General features: G+C 63.6%; 16 protein-coding genes. 9 read left to right on the top strand and 7 right to left on the bottom strand.

Translation table 11 applies throughout. The annotated features are described in order from the left end of the window. Window positions 1-46: 46 nt before the first annotated feature. The 3 genes from JOE60_RS11970 to JOE60_RS11960 all read left to right on the top strand — a co-directional run bounded on the left by JOE60_RS11970 (window position 47) and on the right by JOE60_RS11960 (window position 4,257). The gene (locus tag JOE60_RS11970) at window positions 47-1,270 is read left to right on the top strand and encodes a cysteine desulfurase family protein (protein WP_167263185.1); all 1,224 of its coding nucleotides are present in this window, start codon (window positions 47-49) and stop codon (window positions 1,268-1,270) included. Window positions 1,271-1,402: 132 nt separating this feature from the next. Next, on the top strand, window positions 1,403-2,545 hold the full coding sequence (gene mnmA, locus JOE60_RS11965) for a tRNA 2-thiouridine(34) synthase MnmA (RefSeq protein WP_167263182.1): 1,143 nt from the start codon (window positions 1,403-1,405) through the stop codon (window positions 2,543-2,545). A gap of 143 nt (window positions 2,546-2,688) precedes the next feature. Next, window positions 2,689-4,257, top strand: a complete 1,569-nt coding sequence (locus tag JOE60_RS11960; protein WP_204814918.1) for a gluzincin family metallopeptidase — start codon at window positions 2,689-2,691, stop codon at window positions 4,255-4,257. A 48-nt stretch (window positions 4,258-4,305) separates the two neighbouring features. Here JOE60_RS11960 and JOE60_RS11955 read toward each other — a convergent pair whose 3' ends face one another. Further along, a complete protein-coding gene (locus tag JOE60_RS11955) occupies window positions 4,306-5,133 on the bottom strand; it encodes a caspase family protein (protein WP_167263179.1) in 828 nt (275 codons plus the stop codon). 242 nt (window positions 5,134-5,375) lie between these two features. Here JOE60_RS11955 and JOE60_RS11950 point away from each other — a divergent pair, with 242 nt between their 5' ends. The 6 genes from JOE60_RS11950 (at window position 5,376) to JOE60_RS11925 (ending at window position 12,479) form a co-directional block, all read left to right on the top strand. After that, window positions 5,376-7,004 (top strand): ABC transporter substrate-binding protein, encoded by a 1,629-nt coding sequence (locus JOE60_RS11950; RefSeq protein WP_167263177.1) that lies wholly within the window; start codon window positions 5,376-5,378, stop codon window positions 7,002-7,004. Window positions 7,005-7,135: 131 nt separating this feature from the next. Continuing rightward, a complete protein-coding gene (locus tag JOE60_RS11945) occupies window positions 7,136-8,227 on the top strand; it encodes an ABC transporter permease (RefSeq protein ID WP_167263174.1) in 1,092 nt (363 codons plus the stop codon). A gap of 1 nt (window position 8,228) precedes the next feature. Beyond that, entirely contained in the window at window positions 8,229-9,233 is a 1,005-nt protein-coding gene (locus tag JOE60_RS11940; RefSeq protein ID WP_167263172.1) for an ABC transporter permease, read from the top strand. Next, a complete protein-coding gene (locus JOE60_RS11935) occupies window positions 9,230-10,933 on the top strand; it encodes an ABC transporter ATP-binding protein (protein ID WP_167263170.1) in 1,704 nt (567 codons plus the stop codon). Before JOE60_RS11940 ends, JOE60_RS11935 begins: the two co-directional genes overlap by 4 nt. Window positions 10,934-11,052: 119 nt before the next feature. Then, on the top strand, window positions 11,053-11,442 hold the full coding sequence (locus JOE60_RS11930) for a chorismate mutase (protein WP_167263168.1): 390 nt from the start codon (window positions 11,053-11,055) through the stop codon (window positions 11,440-11,442). An 11-nt stretch (window positions 11,443-11,453) separates the two neighbouring features. Beyond that, window positions 11,454-12,479, top strand: a complete 1,026-nt coding sequence (locus tag JOE60_RS11925) for a uroporphyrinogen decarboxylase/cobalamine-independent methonine synthase family protein (RefSeq protein ID WP_420851388.1) — start codon at window positions 11,454-11,456, stop codon at window positions 12,477-12,479. Here the strand turns inward: JOE60_RS11925 and JOE60_RS11920 are convergent. From JOE60_RS11920 to JOE60_RS18360, 6 genes are all read right to left on the bottom strand, one after another. Next, entirely contained in the window at window positions 12,476-13,204 is a 729-nt protein-coding gene (locus tag JOE60_RS11920) for a DUF4166 domain-containing protein (protein WP_167263164.1), read from the bottom strand. The two genes, JOE60_RS11925 and JOE60_RS11920, sit on opposite strands and share 4 nt — an antisense overlap. 11 nt (window positions 13,205-13,215) lie before the next feature. Then, window positions 13,216-14,508 carry a DUF58 domain-containing protein gene (locus JOE60_RS11915; protein ID WP_167263162.1) on the bottom strand — a complete coding sequence of 431 codons (1,293 nt, stop codon included), beginning with the start codon at window positions 14,506-14,508 and terminating at the stop codon, window positions 13,216-13,218. Window positions 14,509-14,588: 80 nt separating this feature from the next. Further along, window positions 14,589-15,584, bottom strand: a complete 996-nt coding sequence (locus tag JOE60_RS11910) for an AAA family ATPase (protein ID WP_167264165.1) — start codon at window positions 15,582-15,584, stop codon at window positions 14,589-14,591. 17 nt (window positions 15,585-15,601) lie between these two features. Then, the gene (locus JOE60_RS11905; protein ID WP_167263160.1) at window positions 15,602-16,807 is read right to left on the bottom strand and encodes a DUF4350 domain-containing protein; all 1,206 of its coding nucleotides are present in this window, start codon (window positions 16,805-16,807) and stop codon (window positions 15,602-15,604) included. Continuing rightward, on the bottom strand, window positions 16,804-17,493 hold the full coding sequence (locus JOE60_RS11900; protein ID WP_167263158.1) for a DUF4129 domain-containing protein: 690 nt from the start codon (window positions 17,491-17,493) through the stop codon (window positions 16,804-16,806). The genes JOE60_RS11905 and JOE60_RS11900 overlap by 4 nt, the downstream gene beginning before the upstream one ends. Then, the gene (locus JOE60_RS18360) at window positions 17,490-18,554 is read right to left on the bottom strand and encodes a DUF7847 domain-containing protein (protein WP_420851387.1); all 1,065 of its coding nucleotides are present in this window, start codon (window positions 18,552-18,554) and stop codon (window positions 17,490-17,492) included. Before JOE60_RS18360 ends, JOE60_RS11900 begins: the two co-directional genes overlap by 4 nt. Window positions 18,555-18,732 lie beyond the last annotated feature (178 nt).

Raw genomic sequence — 18,732 nt, 5'->3', positions numbered from 1 at the left:
AGTTCTCCCCGGTAGACCCGGCAGTTCCCCTCGGTAGAATTGTGCAGTGCCTGCTTACCTTGACCACGCCGCCACCACGCCCCTTTCGGCCGAGGCGCTCGCTGTCATGACGCGCGAGCTTGCCCGGACGGGCAACCCCTCTTCCCTGCATGGAGCGGGGCGTCGCGCGCGCAGGGCGGTGGAGGACGCACGGGAGACCCTGGCCGCAGCCGCAGGAGCGCACCCTTCTGAAGTTATCTTCACGTCCGGGGGAACGGAAGCGGACAACCTGGCTGTCAAGGGCCTTTTTTGGGCCCGCCGCGGCGAAGACCCACGCCGGAACCGGATCCTGTGTTCCGCCGTCGAACATCACGCCGTCATGGACACCGTGGAATGGCTGGAACGTCACGAGGCCGCGGACGTTGTGTGGCTCCCTGTGGACAGCGAGGGTGTGGTGCAGCCGGACGTGGTCCAACGGGAGATTGAGCGCGATCCCGGGGCGGTGGCGCTGATCACCGTGATGTGGGCCAACAACGAGGTAGGCAGCATCCAGCCCGTGGCGGACATCGCAGGGCTGGCACAGAAGCACGGTATTCCAGTCCATTCGGATGCAGTGCAGGCCTTTGGCTCGGTGCCGGTCAACTTCCGGGAATCAGGCCTTTCCGCCATGTCGGTCTCCGGGCACAAGCTGGGCGGCCCGGTAGGCGTGGGCGCCCTTTTCCTGGGCCGTGCGGTGAAACTGACGCCGGTCCAGCACGGCGGGGGCCAGGAACGCGACGTGCGGTCCGGAACCCTGGACACTCCAGCCATCGCAGCCTTCGCCGCGGCGGCGGAAGCGGTCACGTCGCGCTTGGCAGCCGAGCACCAGCGCCTCAGCTCCCTGCGGGACCGGCTGATCGACGGAGTCCTGGCGACCGTCCCCGATGCTGTGCTGCGCGGCGCCCGGGGGGATGGCAGGCTTCCCGGCAACGCGCACTTCACCTTCCCTGGGTGCGAAGGGGACTCCCTTCTTTTCCTCCTGGACCTAGCAGGTGTGGAATCGTCCACGGGGTCTGCCTGCACTGCGGGCGTGCCGCGGCCCTCGCATGTCCTCCTGGCCATGGGCCTGGATGAGGACACCGCGCGCGGTGCGCAGCGCTTCACGCTGGGACACAGCTCCACCGACGCCGATGTGGACGCGTTGCTGAAGGCTTTGCCCGAGGCCTGTTCGCGGGCACGGCAGGCCGGAATGGCCGGTCACGAGTCCAGCATCCAAACCGCGGCAACCGTGGCCCGGCAGAAGCTGGGCTGACCGCGATACCCGCCGCCGGGCCGGGGTACTGAGGCCGGATTTAGCACACCTTGGTACCTGAGCGCTAGAATGGATGGGCGCACTGGCCGTTCCGGGCCGGACCATCAGCAGCCCCAAACCCAGAAAGCCAGCATGCGAGTACTTGCAGCAATGAGCGGCGGAGTCGATTCCGCCGTGGCCGCCGCCCGCGCCGTGGAGGCAGGACACGACGTCGTCGGAGTCCACCTCGCGTTGTCGCGAATGCCCGGTACCCTCCGCACAGGAAGCAGGGGTTGCTGCACTATCGAGGACTCCCGTGATGCCTGGCGCGCCTGCGATGTCCTGGGCATCCCCTACTACGTCTGGGATTTCTCTGAGCGCTTCAAGGAAGACGTGGTCCAGGACTTCATTGACGAGTACGCCGCCGGACGCACCCCCAACCCCTGCATGCGCTGCAATGAGCGCATCAAGTTTGCCGCGCTGCTGGAAAAGGCCATTGCCCTCGGTTTCGACGCCGTATGCACTGGGCACTACGCCAAAGTGATCGAGGATGCCGACGGCAACCGCGAGCTGCACCGCGCTGCCGACTGGGCCAAGGACCAGAGCTACGTTCTGGGTGTCCTGACGCACGAGCAGCTGAAGCACTCCATGTTCCCCTTGGCCGACACCCCCTCCAAGGCCGAGGTCAGGGCCGAAGCCGAGCGGCGTGGACTGTCCGTGGCCAACAAGCCTGACAGCCACGACATTTGCTTCATTTCCGACGGCGACACCCGTGGGTGGTTGGCTGAAAAGATCGAGATGACCACCGGGGACATCGTTGACGAAACGGGCAGCAAGGTTGGCGAGCACCCCGGTGCCAATGCTTTCACTGTGGGCCAGAGGCGTGGCCTGAAGCTGGGAACCCCTGCCGCCGATGGCAAGCCCCGCTTTGTCCTGGAGATCCGCCCCAAGGAAAACAAAGTGGTGGTGGGCCCCGAAGCGCTCCTGGCCATCGACGAGCTCCGGGGCATCAAGGTTTCCTGGGCCGGTTTGCCCATTGCCGAGGTTGCCACCGGAGCTGAATTCGATTGCCACGCCCAGGTGCGTGCCCATGGGGACCCCGTCCCTGCGGTTGCCAAGGTGGAAGCCGTGAAGGACGACGACGGCGTGGAACGCGCCGAACTGGTGGTCACCCTGACCGATCCCCTCAGGGGTGTGGCCCCGGGCCAGACCGTGGTGCTGTACCAAGGAAGCAGGGTCCTGGGGCAGGCCACCATTGACGCTGCGCGATCACTCCAGAGGGCAGCACTCCAGTAACCATTGCCTCCGTCTGAGCCCGCCACCATACTGGCCTAAGCAGCGCTTCCGCTGCGGTGTATGGGTCCGTGGTGGGGACGGCGATGACTGTGGCATTACCGAAGAGGGGCCCGGGCGATATCAAGGCCGGGCAGACCGTCTCCGTGACCATCCTTGCTGAAGGCCCGCTCGGTGCCGCCGGCAAGGAGCCGTTGACGGCCCAGGTCCGTATCCCCGTGGAACGACTGCGCAGGGGACCCACTGGGCACCGGTACGCCGTGCATATCCGGAAATGGCGCGGGACCACTGTTTCCACCGTGACCTTGACCCGCCAGGGAGACCCTTGGCAATTGGTCTCGGAGCCGCCGGGATCGGGCCTCCGGGAATTGCTGGACGACACCCGGTTCCTGGCCCAGCATGTTTACGGGGTGGCCATGAGTACGTTGGACATCTTTGAGAGCACCCTGGGCAGGCGCATGCCGTGGAACCCCGAGGGGCGGGTGGTCCTCAAAGCACGGGATCTGGTGACGGCAACAGATACCGGCTACGAGCGCGGCACCAACATCATCCGCTTCGGGTCCGTGGGCAGGTTGGGTTACAAAGTACCGATGGCCCTGTACCGGGACATCGTTGCCCATGAGGTGACACACGCGATCCTGGATGGCTTCCGTCCGGCGTGGGCGGACCAGATGGCAACAACCGAACAACTCGCCATGCACGAGGCATTGGCAGATCTGGTAGCCATCCTGTCCGTATTTTCGTCCTGGGAAGTGGTGCACCGGCAATTGGAGGTTGCTGCGGCCGATCTGCTGATGGGGGGAGCTGATGATGCCGTCCTGTCCAGTTCCTTGTTTGACTTCGCACGCGGCCTCCTGGCCCGCGGCCCACTGCGCCAGCCATTCGTTGGCGCGGTTCCTGAGGGGTGGAGGTCCATCCCTGAGCCTCATCAACAAGGCGCCGTGGTGGTGGGAGCAGTTCTGCGGGCAGTCGGCCGGCTGTGGTCTGAGCGGAATGCCCGGTTCGGTGATGGCCAGAACCTGCAACAAAAGGCCGAGTCGGGATCCATCGTGGCTACACGCATTCTGAAAATGGTCATCCGTGGGCTCTCCTACATGCCGCCGGTTGACGTCTCCTGGCGTGATCTGCTCCGCGGCATCATTGCCGCTGACGTGGACATGGTGCCCGAGGATCCCTACGGATACCGGGAAGCGATCCAGGAGGAGTTCGCGGCGATCGGCATCCGGAGGGTTTCCGCGAACAACATCAGCGGTGTTGAGAACTACCTGGGGCTACGGTATCCCATACGCTTATCGGCTTTGGGCTCGGACCCGCAGGAAGTGCAGCGGTTCGTCTGGGAAAATCCGCGGCTGCTGGAAGCCGCCAGGCTGGAACGGCGAACGCCGCTGAGCTCAACCAGGGTCCGTACCTCCGAGAGGGTGTCACCCGATGGCTTCATCATCTCGGAGATCGGTGCCTCCTTCATCCAGACCGTCCGGATGAGCCGAAGGGAAGCCAAGGTCCGGCTGGGGCTGCTGACGGAGCGCGACTACATCGATATCCGGGGTGGAGGCCTGCTGAGGTTCGACGCCGGTGGACGCCTGGTGTATGCGGCGCTCAAACCGGTGATGGATCGAGGACGGCAAGGGCAGTTGTTTGGCTCGGATGAACATCATGATGCCGAGGTGGCAGCCTCACAGGAGGTTCGGAACAAGTTCCACGGCACCGGCAGCTGACCCGGCCGGGGCGTGCGGACCCGGGTGTTGTGGCTCGTGACCCTGGCCTCAAGCTCCCCAGGCTGTCTTTCGTGCGGCTTTCGCTGCCTCCAGCTGGGCTACCTGGTCAAAGCCGCCGGCCTTCAAACCTTTGGTGACAAGCTTGAGCAGGTCTGCCCGCCCCAGCTTGGGATCGCTCGTGAGTGCTTTGAGGAAGTTGTACGTGAAGGCGCCGTTGTACCGGCCCTCCAGCAGGGCATCGGCTGCTGTTTGGTCGGACCTGCACGCGGCCATCAGGACCGGGGCTGAAAGCTTGGCCGCTTTGACCATGTCCCGCAGGGTCCGGGTCTCCTTGTCGTCGTTTTCGACGGCGGCAGCCGGTTCAGGGGCAGGAAGGAAGCGCGGGCGTCGTCCCGGCAAAAGGTCCAGGGATTTCAGCCCCGTTCCGCTGTGGCAGGTGTCCAAAACGACGTCCATGAGGACCCCTTGGGGGAGCCTGGCGAAAACAGTCCCCAACTCGTCATCGGAAATGACGGTTGCCGGATCCCAGGAATCCCCGGAGTTGTTGATGTCATGGCAGGCGAAGGCCTCATCCAGGCTGTCATCCTCGTCGCCGGTGGTATCGGGAATTTGTGTTCCGTGGCTTGAAAACGTCAACACCAAGTGGTTGATGGTACCCGCCACGGCAGCATCCACCATGCTGTTGATCCCACCCATGACTGCGTCCTTGGTTGCGTCGGCATCGCGCAGGAGGGTGACATTCCCGTCGTCGAAACCGTACTGTCCTTTGAGCGCAGCGGCCAAGTCCTCGGCGTCGTTGACGCATCCGTGGAGCCAGCTCGATTGGGGAAGGTACTTGAACGTATTGATCCCCACGCAGAGGGCTGCTTTTCCCATGGCCGCTTCCTTAGTACATCCGAGGCTGAAGACCAGCAGCAACAGAATATTCCTGCCCGCGCGCTTGGACAATGCATTCCGGTGCTGATGCGAAGCTACTGGAAAGTAAATTTTGTGTCTCGAATCACAATAAACGGGCCCTGCAAGCCATTCCGTCTGGTTGAATCATGGGATCAAGAGTGTCCGTCGTCACAAATATTCCACGGCGGCGCGCCCAATCCATCGAACAGAAGGTTCACCAGATGGCACTGAACAAGAAGGCCCTGCACAGCGTTATCGCGCTAGCGGGCATCTCCGCAATCGCGTTGACGGCTTGCACCGGGCCCTCCGGCGGCGGATCCTCGTCCGCCCCTGCTGCCGGCGGCCCCGTCGCCTACGGCACTACGGACAAGGTCACTTCCCTGGACCCTGCAGGCTCCTATGACAACGGCTCATTCATGGTGATGAACCAGGTCTACTCCTTCCTTTTGAACTCCAAGCCAGGTGGCGCAGAGCCGGTGCCGGACCTCGCCGAATCAGCATCCTTCACCGCTCCCTCCGAGTACACCGTGAAGCTCAAATCCGGCCTCAAATGGGCCAACGGCCACACTCTGGACTCCAAGGACGTTAAGTTCTCCTTCGACCGCCAGGTGGCCATCAACGATCCGGCCGGCCCGGCTTCGCTGCTGACAAACATTGAAAGTGTCAGCGCTCCGGACGCCACCACAGTTGTGTTCAAGCTCAAGAACGCCAACGACCAAACCTTCGCCCAGATTCTCAGCAGCCCTGCCGCGCCGATCGTGGACGACGAAGTCTTCCCGGCAGACAAGGTCCTCTCTGACGACGAGATCATCAAGGCCAACGCGTTCTACGGCCAATACACCATTGACAGCTACAAGAAGAACGAACTTGTCAGCTTCAAGGCGTTCGCCGACTACAAGGGTGTCCTGGGCAAGCCGGCCAACGACGCTGCCACCATCAAGTACTACGCCAGCCCCACCAACCTGAAGCTCGAAATCCAGCAGGGCGCCATTGACGTTGCCTTCCGCAGCCTCAGCGCGACCGACATCGACGATCTCCGCAAGGACTCCAAGGTCAAGGTCCTCACTGGCCCGGGCGGCGAAATCCGCTACATCACCTTCAACTTCGACACCATGCCGTTCGGTACCAAGGCAACCGGGGCCGATCCCGCCAAGGCCCTGGCCGTACGTCAGGCGATCGCCAACCTGGTGGACCGGCAGGCAATCGCCGACCAGGTGTACAAGGGCACCTACCTGCCGCTGTACTCCAACGTCCCCAGCGGATTCCTCGGCGCCAACGAATCCTTCAAGGATGCCTACGGCGATGGCGGCAAGCCCAGCCTGGACAAGGCCAAGAAGGTCATGACCGATGCCGGCATCAACGAACCCGTGGCGCTGAACCTGCAGTACAACCCGGACCACTACGGTGGATCCTCAGGTGACGAGTACGCCATGGTCAAGGAACAGCTGGAGAAGTCCGGCCTCTTCACCGTGAACCTGCAGTCCACCGAATGGGTCACCTACAGCAAGGCAAGCCGCGCCGATGAATACCCGTTGTTCCAGTTCGGCTGGTTCCCGGACTTCAGCGACGCCGACAACTACCTCACGCCGTTCTTCCCTGAGGGCGGCTTCCTGAAGAACCACTACAACAACGCCACCGTCAATGAGCTCATCGGCAAGCAGCTCACTGAAGCGGACAAGACCAAGCGCGAGGCAGACCTCAAGGATGTCCAGAACGCTTTGGCCAAGGACATCTCCACCCTGCCACTCCTCCAAGGTGCCCAGGTTGCCGTGGTGGGAAGCGGAGTGAACGGCGTCGACAAGACGCTGGATCCTTCCTTCAAGTTCCGCCTCGGAACCATTTCCAAGTAAACGAAACCCAGTAATGGGAAGGCAGGCGGGGCGCTGACCATGCGTCCCGCCTCCTTTGCTGACCGGCACATGTGGCCGGCACGTATGAGGCCCAATCCCGCGCAATCCACGGGCAGGAAATACAGGTAACAATGACAACACTGATAGAGGTACCCGAGGCCGAGCCCGGCGTCGTTGCACCCAAGAGCAAATCCAAAGCCGGGGGAGGCCTTGGCAGATACATCGTGGTCAGGTTCTTCCTGATCATTCCCACAGTCTTTATCCTCGTCACCCTGGTGTTCTTCCTCATGAGGGTCATTGGTGACCCCATCACGGCAGCCCAAGGTGGCCGGCTCCCTCCCGACGTCCTGGCTCAACGCATTCACGACGCCGGGTACGACCGCCCGGTGCTGGTGCAGTACTTCGAATACCTGGGCCAACTGCTGACAGGAAACTTCGGCACCACCATCACGGACCGCCGTCCAGTGCTGGAGGTCCTCACCACCTTCGGCGCAGCCACCCTGGAACTGTCCATCAACGCCCTGATCGTGGCGCTCGCAGTCGGCATTCCCTTCGGGCTTGTCGCCGCGCAGCACCGTGACCGGACCCCTGATGCGTTCCTGCGGTTCTTCGCCATCCTCTGCTACGCCACCCCGGTGTTCTTCTCCGGCCTCCTCCTTAAGCTGACGTTCTCCGTCTGGCTTGGGTGGTTCCCGGTGGCGGGACGAGCGTCCACCAGGACCGAACTCACCATGGGTGACCTGGCGGCTCCCTCGGGGATCTACTGGCTGGATGCCTTGCGCAGCAGCAACTTCACCGCACTGGGAGACGTTGCTGCCCACGCAGTCCTCCCCGCCGTGGCTTTGGGTTTGCTCACCGCTGGAGTGTTCCTGCGTTTGGTGCGTACCAACGTGATCGGGACCCTTGGCAAGGATTATGTTGAAGCCGGGCGCTCCCGTGGCGTCAGCGAATTCCGGCTGGTGACCAAGCACGCGTACAAGCCAGCGCTGATTCCGATCATCACCGTCATGGGCCTGCAGATCGCGCTCATGCTGGGCGGGGCCATCCTGACCGAAACAACGTTTGAGTGGAAAGGGCTGGGTTACCAGCTGGTGCAATACCTGAACGCCCGCGACTTCGTCGCAGTGCAGGGCATCGTGGTGCTCCTGGCCATCATTGTGGCCGTCACCAACTTCATCGTGGACATCATAGCCGCGCTCATCGACCCCCGCGTGAGGTACTGACATGACCACTCCAACACTGACACCACCGCGGCAGCCGCTCCTGTCCAGGATCCCCGTGGTTTCCCACCTCAGGAAGAGCGTGGGACTCCAGCGCGGGATGTTGATTGTGGGGGTGGTCCTGAGCGGGCTGTTCATCCTCACCAGTATTTTTGCCCCGCTCCTTGCCCCCTATGGATACTCGCAACTCAGCGACGCATCCGGTTCCTTCCCCACACAGGCAGCTCCGGGCGGAAAACACCTGCTGGGAACCACTGTTGGTGGCTACGACGTGTTGTCCCGGGTGATCTGGGGCTCACAAACCGCCGTGACTGTGATTGTTGTTTCGGTGGCCATGTCCCTGTTCCTGGGTGTGGCACTGGGGCTTCTGAGCGGCTACTTCGGTGGATGGCTGGACCGGATCCTGGTGGTCATCGCCGATGCCATCTACGCTTTCCCCACCCTGCTCCTGGCGATCGTGATCTCGATTGTGATCAGCCGCGGGCAATCCAGTTTCTGGGGCGGAATCTTCTCCTGCGCCTTCTCCATCACGGTGGTCTTTGTGCCCCAGTATTTCCGGGTGATCCGCGCCGAGACCATCCGGCTGAAGGCTGAGCCTTTCGTTGAGTCCGCAAAGGTGCTCGGTGCGTCAAGTATCCGCATCATCAGCCGGCACATCTTCAAGAACGCCACCAGGACCCTTCCCCTCATGTTCACGTTGAACGCCTCCGAGGCGATCCTGACCCTGGCCGGACTGGGCTTCCTGGGATTTGGTATTGAACCCACCTCCGCAGCCGAGTGGGGCTTCGACCTCAACAAAGCGCTGGCCGATACGTCCTCCGGTATTTGGTGGACAGGAGTCTTCCCGGGCATCGCAATCGTCCTCACCGTCCTGGGGTTGACCCTGGTGGGGGAGAGCATCAACGATCTCAACGACCCCCGTATCCGCGGACGCAAACGGGCCGGAGCACCACCGGCCAAGCCTGCACCAGGAACGCCGTCCGCCCCGGCAGAGGCAGGAAAGCCATGACCACCATCGGACACACACCGGACCACGCTGCAGTTGTTGAGCCGGTCCTGACCATCGACCAGCTCCAAGTCACCTTCGCCACTGATGGCGGGGACGTCCACGCCGTCAAGGACGTCAGCCTTGAAGTGAAACCCGGCGAAGTAGTGGCAATCGTAGGGGAGTCGGGCTCAGGCAAGACCGTTACGGCAAAAACCATCCTGGGGCTGCTTCCCGAAACGGCCATCAGTTCCGGGGCCGTGGTGATCAACGGCAACAATGTGATCAGCGTCAGCAAATCCACCCTCCGCAAGATCCGCGGCCGTGATGTTGCCATGGTGTTCCAGGAACCGTCAACAGCGCTCAACCCTGTATTCACCGTGGGCTGGCAAATCGCTGAGGGCATCCGGGCGCACGCAACCGACGGCCACAGGGTGTCGGCCAAGGAAGCCAAAAAACGTGCAGTTGAAGCTCTTCGCAAGGTGGGCATTCCGGACCCTGAAACCCGGGTCAACTACTACCCGCACCAGTTCTCCGGCGGACAGAAACAGCGGGTGGTCATCGCTGCTGCCCTGGCGCTCGAGCCCGGCCTGATCGTGGCGGACGAGCCCACCACGGCACTTGACGTCACCGTCCAGGCCGAAATACTCCAGCTCCTCCGGGACCTGCGGGACAACTACGGCACCTCGATTGTGCTCATCACCCACAACATGGGCGTGGTGGCGGACTTGGCCGACCGCGTGGTGGTCATGTACCAGGGCGATGTTGTGGAGGAAGCGTCCTCCCGCAAACTCTTCGCCGAGCCGCGGCAGCAGTACACCCGCGACCTCCTGGCCGCGGTACCGCACTTGGGCCGCCATTCAGCATCCGAAGGAGCCCGGAGCCGCATGCACCAGGAGGGCCGGGTCCTGGTGGAAGCCAAGAACCTGACCATTGAATATCCCGGGAGGTTTGGCCGCGGCGGATTCAAGGCCGTGGATGACGTCAGCTTTACGGTGTCCGAGAATGAAGTCTTCGGGCTGGTGGGGGAGTCGGGTTCAGGCAAGTCCACCATCGGCCGGGCCATCGCTGGACTGACCCGGACCACTGGCGGAAGCCTGAAGGTTCTGGGCTACGAGATGTTGGACTTCAAAGAGCGCAGCTTCAGGCCTTTGCGCAAGGACATCGGCTTCGTCTTCCAGGACCCGGCGGCATCCTTCAACCCGCACCTGACCATCGGAGAGTGTGTCGCAGAGCCGTTGATCATCCACACCAAGCCGGGTCCGGCGGAGGTACGGAAGAAGGTGGGCGAGCTGCTCGAGTCAGTCCAGCTGCCGGCGTCGTATGCCCAGCGCTACCCGCACGAGCTCTCCGGTGGCCAGCGCCAGCGGGCCTCCCTGGCCAGATCGCTGGCGTTGAGCCCGCGGCTTCTGATTGCCGACGAGCCAACGTCGGCCCTGGACGTTTCCGTCCAGGCGAAGGTGCTGGAACTGTTCAAGGACATTCAGGAGGAGTTCGGCTTTGCCGCTCTATTCATCAGCCATGACCTCGCGGTAGTGGACATGTTGTCCCACTGGGTGGGGGTCCTGTACAAAGGCCGTCTGGTGGAGCAGGGGATAGGCAACCAAGTGATGGGCTCGCCCCAGCACGACTACACCAAGAGGCTCATCGCCTCCCTGCCCGTTCCCGATCCCGGGGAACAAGCACGACGGCGGGATGCCCACCGCGCGTTGCTTGGCGGCTAGGCAAGATATTGACCAGGCACGTCCTCCACTCCGGAGGGCGTGCCTTCTTGCTTCTCCGTTGCGTCCCCGCAGAAGGTAACACCGGCAACGGTAGCGTCCCACACCATAGACTGGGGTTCATGACCGAGCACAACATTGCCCTTCCGGATGACGCAGATTCCTTCAACCCGGCAGCGAGTTCACTTGCCGGCCACGTGGACCGCTCCATCATGGATGAGCTGTTGTCCATCCGCTCAAGCATCGACAACATCGATGCCACCTTGGTTTTCCTGCTCGCTGAACGATTCAAGGCCACACAAAAAGTCGGCGTCCTGAAAGCCACCCATCAGCTGCCGGCCGGAGATCCGGGGCGGGAAGCCGCCCAGATTGCCCGCCTGCGCCGCCTCGCCGAGGACGCCCACCTGGATCCGGCCTTCGCGGAAAAGTTCTTGAATTTCATCATCAGTGAAGTCATCCGCCACCATGAGGCCATTGCTGAGGACCACCAGATCTCCAGCCGACAGGCGTAACTGTGGGGGCGGTGACAAACGTGCGGGCCAGCGCAACAGCTTTGGGGCCCTGGCCCGGCAGCGATCCTGCCGAGGCCACCCGGATTATCCGCGGAGAACTTGGCGATCCCCATTTGCCGTTCCTTCCCTCGCTTCCGGCACGCGGGGTGGGTGCTGACGCGGTGGGTCGGACCGGGTCCTTGTTGGTTGAACTGGCACTCGATGTCCAGCCGCACGGCTGGCGACTGGTGGACAACCCCGGCCGGGATTCGCAACGGGCGCGGTCGGCAATGGCAACAGACATCAACATCCTGGCCGATATTGCGGGCGCTGAGGACGTTTCTGCCCGGGAGATCAAGATCCACTTGCTGGGGCCCCTGAGCCTGGCAGGGAGCCTGTACCTGCACAGCGGGGAACGTGCGCTGTTGGACTACGGTGCTCGACGCGACATCGCGGAGTCCCTGGCCGCGGGCATGGGCGATTACCTCAAGCGTGTTTCCTCAGCCGTTCCCGGCGCCGGAATTGTGGTGCAAGTGGACGAACCCGACGTCGCGGCCATCATGGCTGGAGCCATCCCCACGGCGAGCGGCTACCGCACGCTGAGGTCCGTTCCGGGTGACGAGGTGACCGGTGCCTGGCGCTTGGTGATTGAGTCGCTCAAGGCTGCCGGCGCCGTCGAAGTGGTGGTCTCGGTGCCTGAAGTCGAAGCACCCATCGGCAGGATCATCGATGCAGGAGCGGACGGAGTCGCAGTTCCCCTGAAGGCATTGACCAGCCGCCAGTGGGAACAACTTGCCTCCGCTGTGGAAGCCGGCAAACGCGTGTGGGCGGGAGCCCTGGATACCCGCGATGCCCGGGCAGACTTTCCGCGGACGTCGGAGATTGTGGAATCCCTGTGGACTCCGTGGCGCCAACTTGGCCTGCCGGCATCGCAGCTGGCCGGTCTCCGGGTGACCCCTTCCACCGGGTTGGAACACTTCACGCCCTCGTCGGCCAAGGACGTCCTGACCAAGCTCACCCATGTGGCCGATGCTTTGGACCAACTGACCCATGGCTAAATGCGTTCTTCCCAGCGATCCGGCTCAGCGTAGCGGGGAAGGGACGTTCCGGGGGCGGTGCCCGGCAGGTAGGGCGCCAGGCGGTAGTCGAAGCGGCCGGCATACACCAGTACCACACCGATCTGCGGCTGGATGACCTTCACTTGGATGCGGTGTTTGCCCTCGGTACTGTCCCACCACTGTTCGGCGTAGGCCCGGGCATCAAGGGCGGCGGGCAGCGGGATGCGGAGCGGGCCCAGGAAAAGCCTGCTGGCCTTGGACACTCCGCGGAGATGACCGACGGAAGTGACACTGACGTCCAAGTCCGTGACCATCCTCCGGTAACGCCCCACGTGGTCAACCAAACGGGAATCCGCCCCGTGGTGTCCGTTACTGCCGGCCGTGGCCGGAACCGCGCTGGTGGTGTCATGGAAAAGCCGGGTTCCGGAAGGAAAACGGATCTCCCGCCGCGCTGTAAGGGCAGGGCGGCCGAAGGGGTCCACATGGGCGTGGTTCTCAATGCGGAAGGGGATACCCTCGCCGTACTCAGGGAAAAAAGCTTCTTCGCTCCCGGTCAGGGCCAGGAGTGGCCTCAACCACGCTTGACGACAGCCCACGACATCAAAGACCCCTTGGCCGATCCCGTAGAAACCGGAGCCCTCTGCCAGGGAAAAGTATTCCTGCAGCTCGGGCATCAGTTTCCCAAAGTCGTCACCGAGGGCACGTTGGTAGATGGGGGCAGTCATGGGTTCTCCTTCTAGAGCCGGCCGGCGGCCTTGAGACGAATATAAGTGTCGGCGAGCCGGGGTGGAACATCCAGCGGTTCGGCATCCACCACTTCCGCGCCAAGTTGGCGCAACTGGGCAGTAACTGCTGCCCGTTCCAGCAGCGCCCGTTCAGCTGCTGCAGCGCGGAACACTTGGCTGGCCGTGCCGCGTTGTTCCTTCATCTGGGCCAGCAAAGGATCGCGCACCGAGGCAACAACCACCACATGATGGCGGGACAAGTGCGCCACGGTGGGGAGCAGGCCTTCCTCGGGGGCACCGCCGTCGAGCGCCGTGAGAAGGACCACCAGCGAGCGGTGCGCCGAGACGGCCCGGACTTGGGCGGGAATCTGCTGCCAGTCCAGTTCAATCAGTTCAGCCTCCAAAGGGGCCATGGCCTGGACCAATTGGCCAAGCAGGTTTCCCTTGGACGCCGATTCCACCCTGGCCCTCAGCCGGCGGTCGTAGGCGAGGAAGTCCACGCGGTCTCCACCGCGCTCGGCCAGAACCGCCAGCAGCAGCGCGGCTTCAATGCCGGTGTCCAGGCGGGGCTCGTCGTCGATGCGTGCCGCAGCGGTCCTGGAGGTGTCCAAAACCACCACGACCCGCCGGTCGCGTTCCGGACGCCACGTCCGGACCACCACAGAGGTCCGGCGTGCAGTGGCGCGCCAGTCAATGGACCTGACGTCATCACCGCGCACGTAGTCACGGAGGGAATCGAATTCGGTGCCGGCTCCCCGGATCTGCACAGCGGCCTTGCCGTCGAGTTCCCTCAGTTTGCGCAGCTTTGAGGGGAGGTGTTTCTTTGAGTGGAAAGGCGGCAGCACCCGCACCCGTCCGGGGAGTTCCCGTGTTCGCTGCCTCCCGGCCAGTCCCAGAGGTCCCAAGGACCGGATGGTGACGTGGGGTGAATGGAGGTCTCCCCTGCGGCGCGGAAGCAGTCCCACGATGAGGCGGCGGCGTTCACCGGACGGGATCACCTGGGACTGCACCGGATTGGCGGCACCCGCGGAGGGCTGCCACGCGTCGCGGAATCGTCCGCGCAATGTCCTGGTTGTGGGGTTGGTGATGGTCACCACGGCATCCACGCTGGACTCCAGGGTCACATTGCCGGGTTGTTGCCTGTCCAGAATCAGCGCTGCCGGAGAAGCCGCGATCAGCACGTCCACAACCAACGCCAGGACCAGGGCGCTGATCACCACCAGGACCGTCACCCATGCCGGCATCAGCACAATCGGGACCAAGCCCATCAGGGCCAGCAGGACGAAACGGCCGGTGATGGCCATTCAGGCCGCCTGGTCCATGCTGTGGGCGGAAACAGTCCGCGCCGGCATGATCTGCGTCAACGCGTCGGACGTTGTTGTCCTCATCGCGGGACCGGAACGGACGCCAGGATGCTGCCCAGGACGTCGTCCACTTGGATGCCGTCCATCTGGGCCTCCGGCCGGAGGCCCACCCTGTGACGGAGGCAGGGCAGCGAGAGCGCTTTGACGTCGTCCGGTGTCACGAAGGAACGGCCGGACAACCAAGCCCAAGCCTTGGAGGTGTTGAGCAACGCCGTTGCTCCACGCGGGGAGACCCCAAGCTGGAATGATGGGGCCGACCGCGTAGCACGGACCACGTCAACAATGTAGGCCAGGACCTCCGGTGCCACGGACACGTTGGCCACGGCGGCTTGCGCGGCGGACAGTTCAACGGCGCCGGCGACGGGCCGGACTCCTGCTCCTGCCAGGTCCCGCGGGTCAAAGCCTGCGGAGTGCCGTCGGATGACCTCGATTTCCTCGGCCCTGCCGGGAAGCGGCATGGTCAGCTTCAACAAGAACCGGTCCAACTGCGCTTCGGGCAACGGATAGGTGCCTTCGTACTCCACCGGGTTTTGCGTCGCAGCCACAATGAACGGTGAGGGCAATGGACGCGATACCCCATCCACTGAAACCTGCCGTTCCTCCATGGCTTCAAGCAGCGAAGCCTGGGTCTTGGGCGGTGTGCGGTTGATTTCGTCGGCCAGCATGATGTTGGTAAACACCGGCCCCTCACGGAACGTGAATTCGGCCGAGTGCGAGTCGTACACCAGCGATCCCGTCACATCACCGGGCATGAGGTCCGGCGTGAACTGCACCCTCTTGGTATCCATGCTCAGCGATCTGGACAAGGCACGCACAAGCAGCGTTTTAGCGACGCCGGGCACTCCCTCCAGAAGGACGTGGCCGCCACAGAGAAGCGCAATCAGCATCCCCGTCACTGTCGCATCCTGACCCACCACGGCTTTGCCAACTTCGGCACGGACGTTCAGCAACGACTGGCGGGCAGGGTCTCCTTGGTGGTGCAGCTGTTCTGCCTCGTGGCTCTGGCTGTCTGTCATGCTGTTCGGCTGGCTGCTCATTGCGCCGTGGCCTCCTGTTCCATCTGTTCGATCTGCTGGGCCCACTGAACCAGTTGGCCTTCGTTGTCGGGTTTTGTGTCGATCAGGACAAAGCGTACTTCTGCCGCGGGCACTCCCAGGCGCTGCGCACACGCAGCCACCACTGAGTCACTGGTGGCATCACTGCCGAGGTTGAAATGCCTGGCCAGGCGCCACAGCGTTCCTGCACGCAGGTTGTCGGCTGCCAGGTCCATTGACCGGGAATCCTGGTAGAGGCGTGCCCTGCCCTCTGCCGTCTCGGCTGCTTTGACCACCACCGGCAAGGGTTCGAAAACCAGGGGCCCCAAGCGCCGGCCCCGCCACACGATAGCCAGCAGGGAAACCAGGCCCAGCCAGGGACCGGCAAAACCCAGCCACCGCGGGGCCAGTTCGGCCAAGGTGGGTACTTTATCGGTGGTGCTGGCATCCTGCAGGCCCGGCAAATACCAAACGAGGTTGGCATCACGGCCCAGGGTGCGCAGGGTCAGGGCCGCGTTGCCCTCCGACGCGAGGTGTTCGTTGTCCATCAGGTCTGTACTGCCTAGGACCACCACGGAGCCGTCCCCGGTGGCGGCCACCAGGCCGGGACCGTTGGCGGTGGGGGAGTAACACACTTGCGGACCCCAATACACGGATCCTTGAGCAGCAACTTTGCCGGCAGCGACTGCATCAGGCTGTGTGCAGCGGGGTTCAAGGACGGCGATGGCCTCGGGAACAACACCGCCGGGACGGAAGTTCCGGTCAAGCCCATTGAGGGTTCGGAGCCGCGGCTTCACCACCACCAGATGGTCGGTGGACGCAGCCAGCTCCTTCAACCGGGAGGCATCCAGCAAACCGCGGGGATCGTACAACAGCACTGTGGCGTTGTCAGCGTCGGACAGGGCATCCATGGTGTCCCCGAAGGACTCCGTAGGCGTGACGGAAACTCCGTGCCGTCCCAGGACCTCGGCTGCTGCCATGGCCCCGTCCGGAGCCGGGTTTATGGCAGACAACGGGCGTTTGTCTGCTGCGCCGGAAGCACCGGAGATGGCAAGGTAGCCTACGAAGCCAAGGAGCAGGCCAATGATCGCGATCCAGGCGATGCGCTTGCGTGCCCAGGCTCTGAACGCAACGCCCGTAGATGGTCCGGATGGCGACGCAGCGGCCGGTTCTGCTGCCTGGTTCTCCAACAACGGTGTGGTCATCGCGGCACCGCAAAACCGGCGGATCGGTCAGCCGCAAAGTCAGGCTTCATGGCTGCCAGGCTGGCGTCGAGCTGACGGAGCGACTCGTAATCGGAGGGCGCCGCGCTTTCCTTGCCGTACCGCACTGCGTCGAAGAGCCTGGCCGCGAGGCCAAGCTGGTGACGGGCTGCGGCGAACACTTCGCCCAGTTGGGAGGCTGCTTCGTCGGCAGTACGCCCGGGGCGAGCGTCTATGACGTCACGTTCTTCCGCGGCCCGGACCACCGCCCTGAAGAGGTCGACGACGGCGGCCGGCCAGTCGCCGTCGTCGGCTGCTGTTGCCGCGCGTTTTCTGTAGCCCGCGGCGTCAAGGCTGCCGTCCGCGTCAAAGATATCGGTGGATTCCCGGGTGCGCCGCGCATTCAGCCGGGGCCGGACCACCACAATGGCCACCACGATCAGGACAATTCCCAGGACCACCATCAGGGGGATCCCTAGGTTGGGCCCCGTGCCCGTACCGTCGCCTTCAAAGGAGCCCAGCCAATCCAGGAAATCGCGCCACAACTGGTCGATCCAGCCAGGCTGCGCATCCGGGTAGCGGGGGTTGGCAAGTTCTTCCGCGGCCCAGCGGCGTGCCTCATCCCGGTCCGGCACCACCGGCGGCTCGGCAGCGGCCAAAAGAAGAGAGCCAACGCCCGCAAGCATCATGCCGGAGGCTGCTGACCGGACGGTACCGGCCAGGTGCCGCCACTGGTCTTCATGCCGCCACTGGTGTTCGCCGAGGGAGAGCCAGGGATGCCGTCCTGATCCGTGCCCGATTCCAGCAAGCGCATCAACTCAACATCCAAACCGTCCCGACGCATCCGGAGGTCCATGTAGATCAGGGCAAAGACTGAAGACTGGAAGGCAAACGTCACCGAGCCCACCACAGCCCCGATCGCCATGGAGATGACCGTGGTGATGATCAGCGTGGAACTGATGGTGTCGGCATCCGGATGAGGGGACACCACACTTCCAAGGGCCGAGGAAGCGATGGACCCGGGAATCTGCACGATCTGTGTAATGACGCCCACCATGATGGCCACCACCAGCGTGATGCCAAAGATGCGCCACCAGTTGTTCTTGGTCAGCTGCCATGAACGGAGCAGTCCGTCGTAGACGCCGACACGTTCCACAACGATCGCGGCCGGGGCCACCATCAGTTTCAATCCGATCCAGACAAACAGCACGATTGATCCCAGCCCCAGGGGCAGGACCAACACCAGCGCGGCGGGGCCCATGGAGGTGAACATCAGCACCGCGATGCCCACAACTGCTGCAGCGGCCAGCAAACCCACTCCCGTGAGCAGTGCGGCCACCCCGAGCAAAGCCCAAATGCGGCGGCCGGCCAGCTGCCACATCTGCTTGAAGCCTGTTTTCCGGTTGAGGACCGACCGTGCAACCGGGACCACCAACACGCCCTGAAGGACTGATCCCAGGAAGCCGACCAGAAGCGATACTCCCAGGATGGCGGCCATGACGGCGAAGAACGGGCCCATGACGTCAGCGAGCTCGGCCTCGGAGCTGACGGATTCAAAGGACATCGTCAGCTGGACCATTCCCAGCGTTGCACCTCCAATGAGGAGCGCACCAATGATCTGGACAATCAGCGCCGAGCCGAACATGGCTGCGGCGTTGCGGCGGATGGTCTGGAATGAGCCGTCCAGGATTTCCCCGAATTGCAGTGGACGCAGCGGGATGACCCCCGGCTTGGGTGGAGCCACGTACATGGGCTGGCCGTAGGGTGCTTGTCCATAAGGCGCTTGTCCATACGGCGCTTGTCCATACGATGCCTGGGCGTAGGCCTGGCTGTAGGACGTCGGCTGCGGGGCGGCCCAGCCCGGCGTTGGTTGGCCGTTGTGGCTTCCAGGCGCAGGCCAAGATGGCGGGCCTCCCCATTGCGGTTGG

This window comes from Paenarthrobacter ilicis (assembly GCF_016907545.1).
Lineage (GTDB): Bacteria > Actinomycetota > Actinomycetes > Actinomycetales > Micrococcaceae > Arthrobacter > Arthrobacter ilicis.
This window is presented reverse-complemented; position numbering and strand designations above follow the sequence as displayed.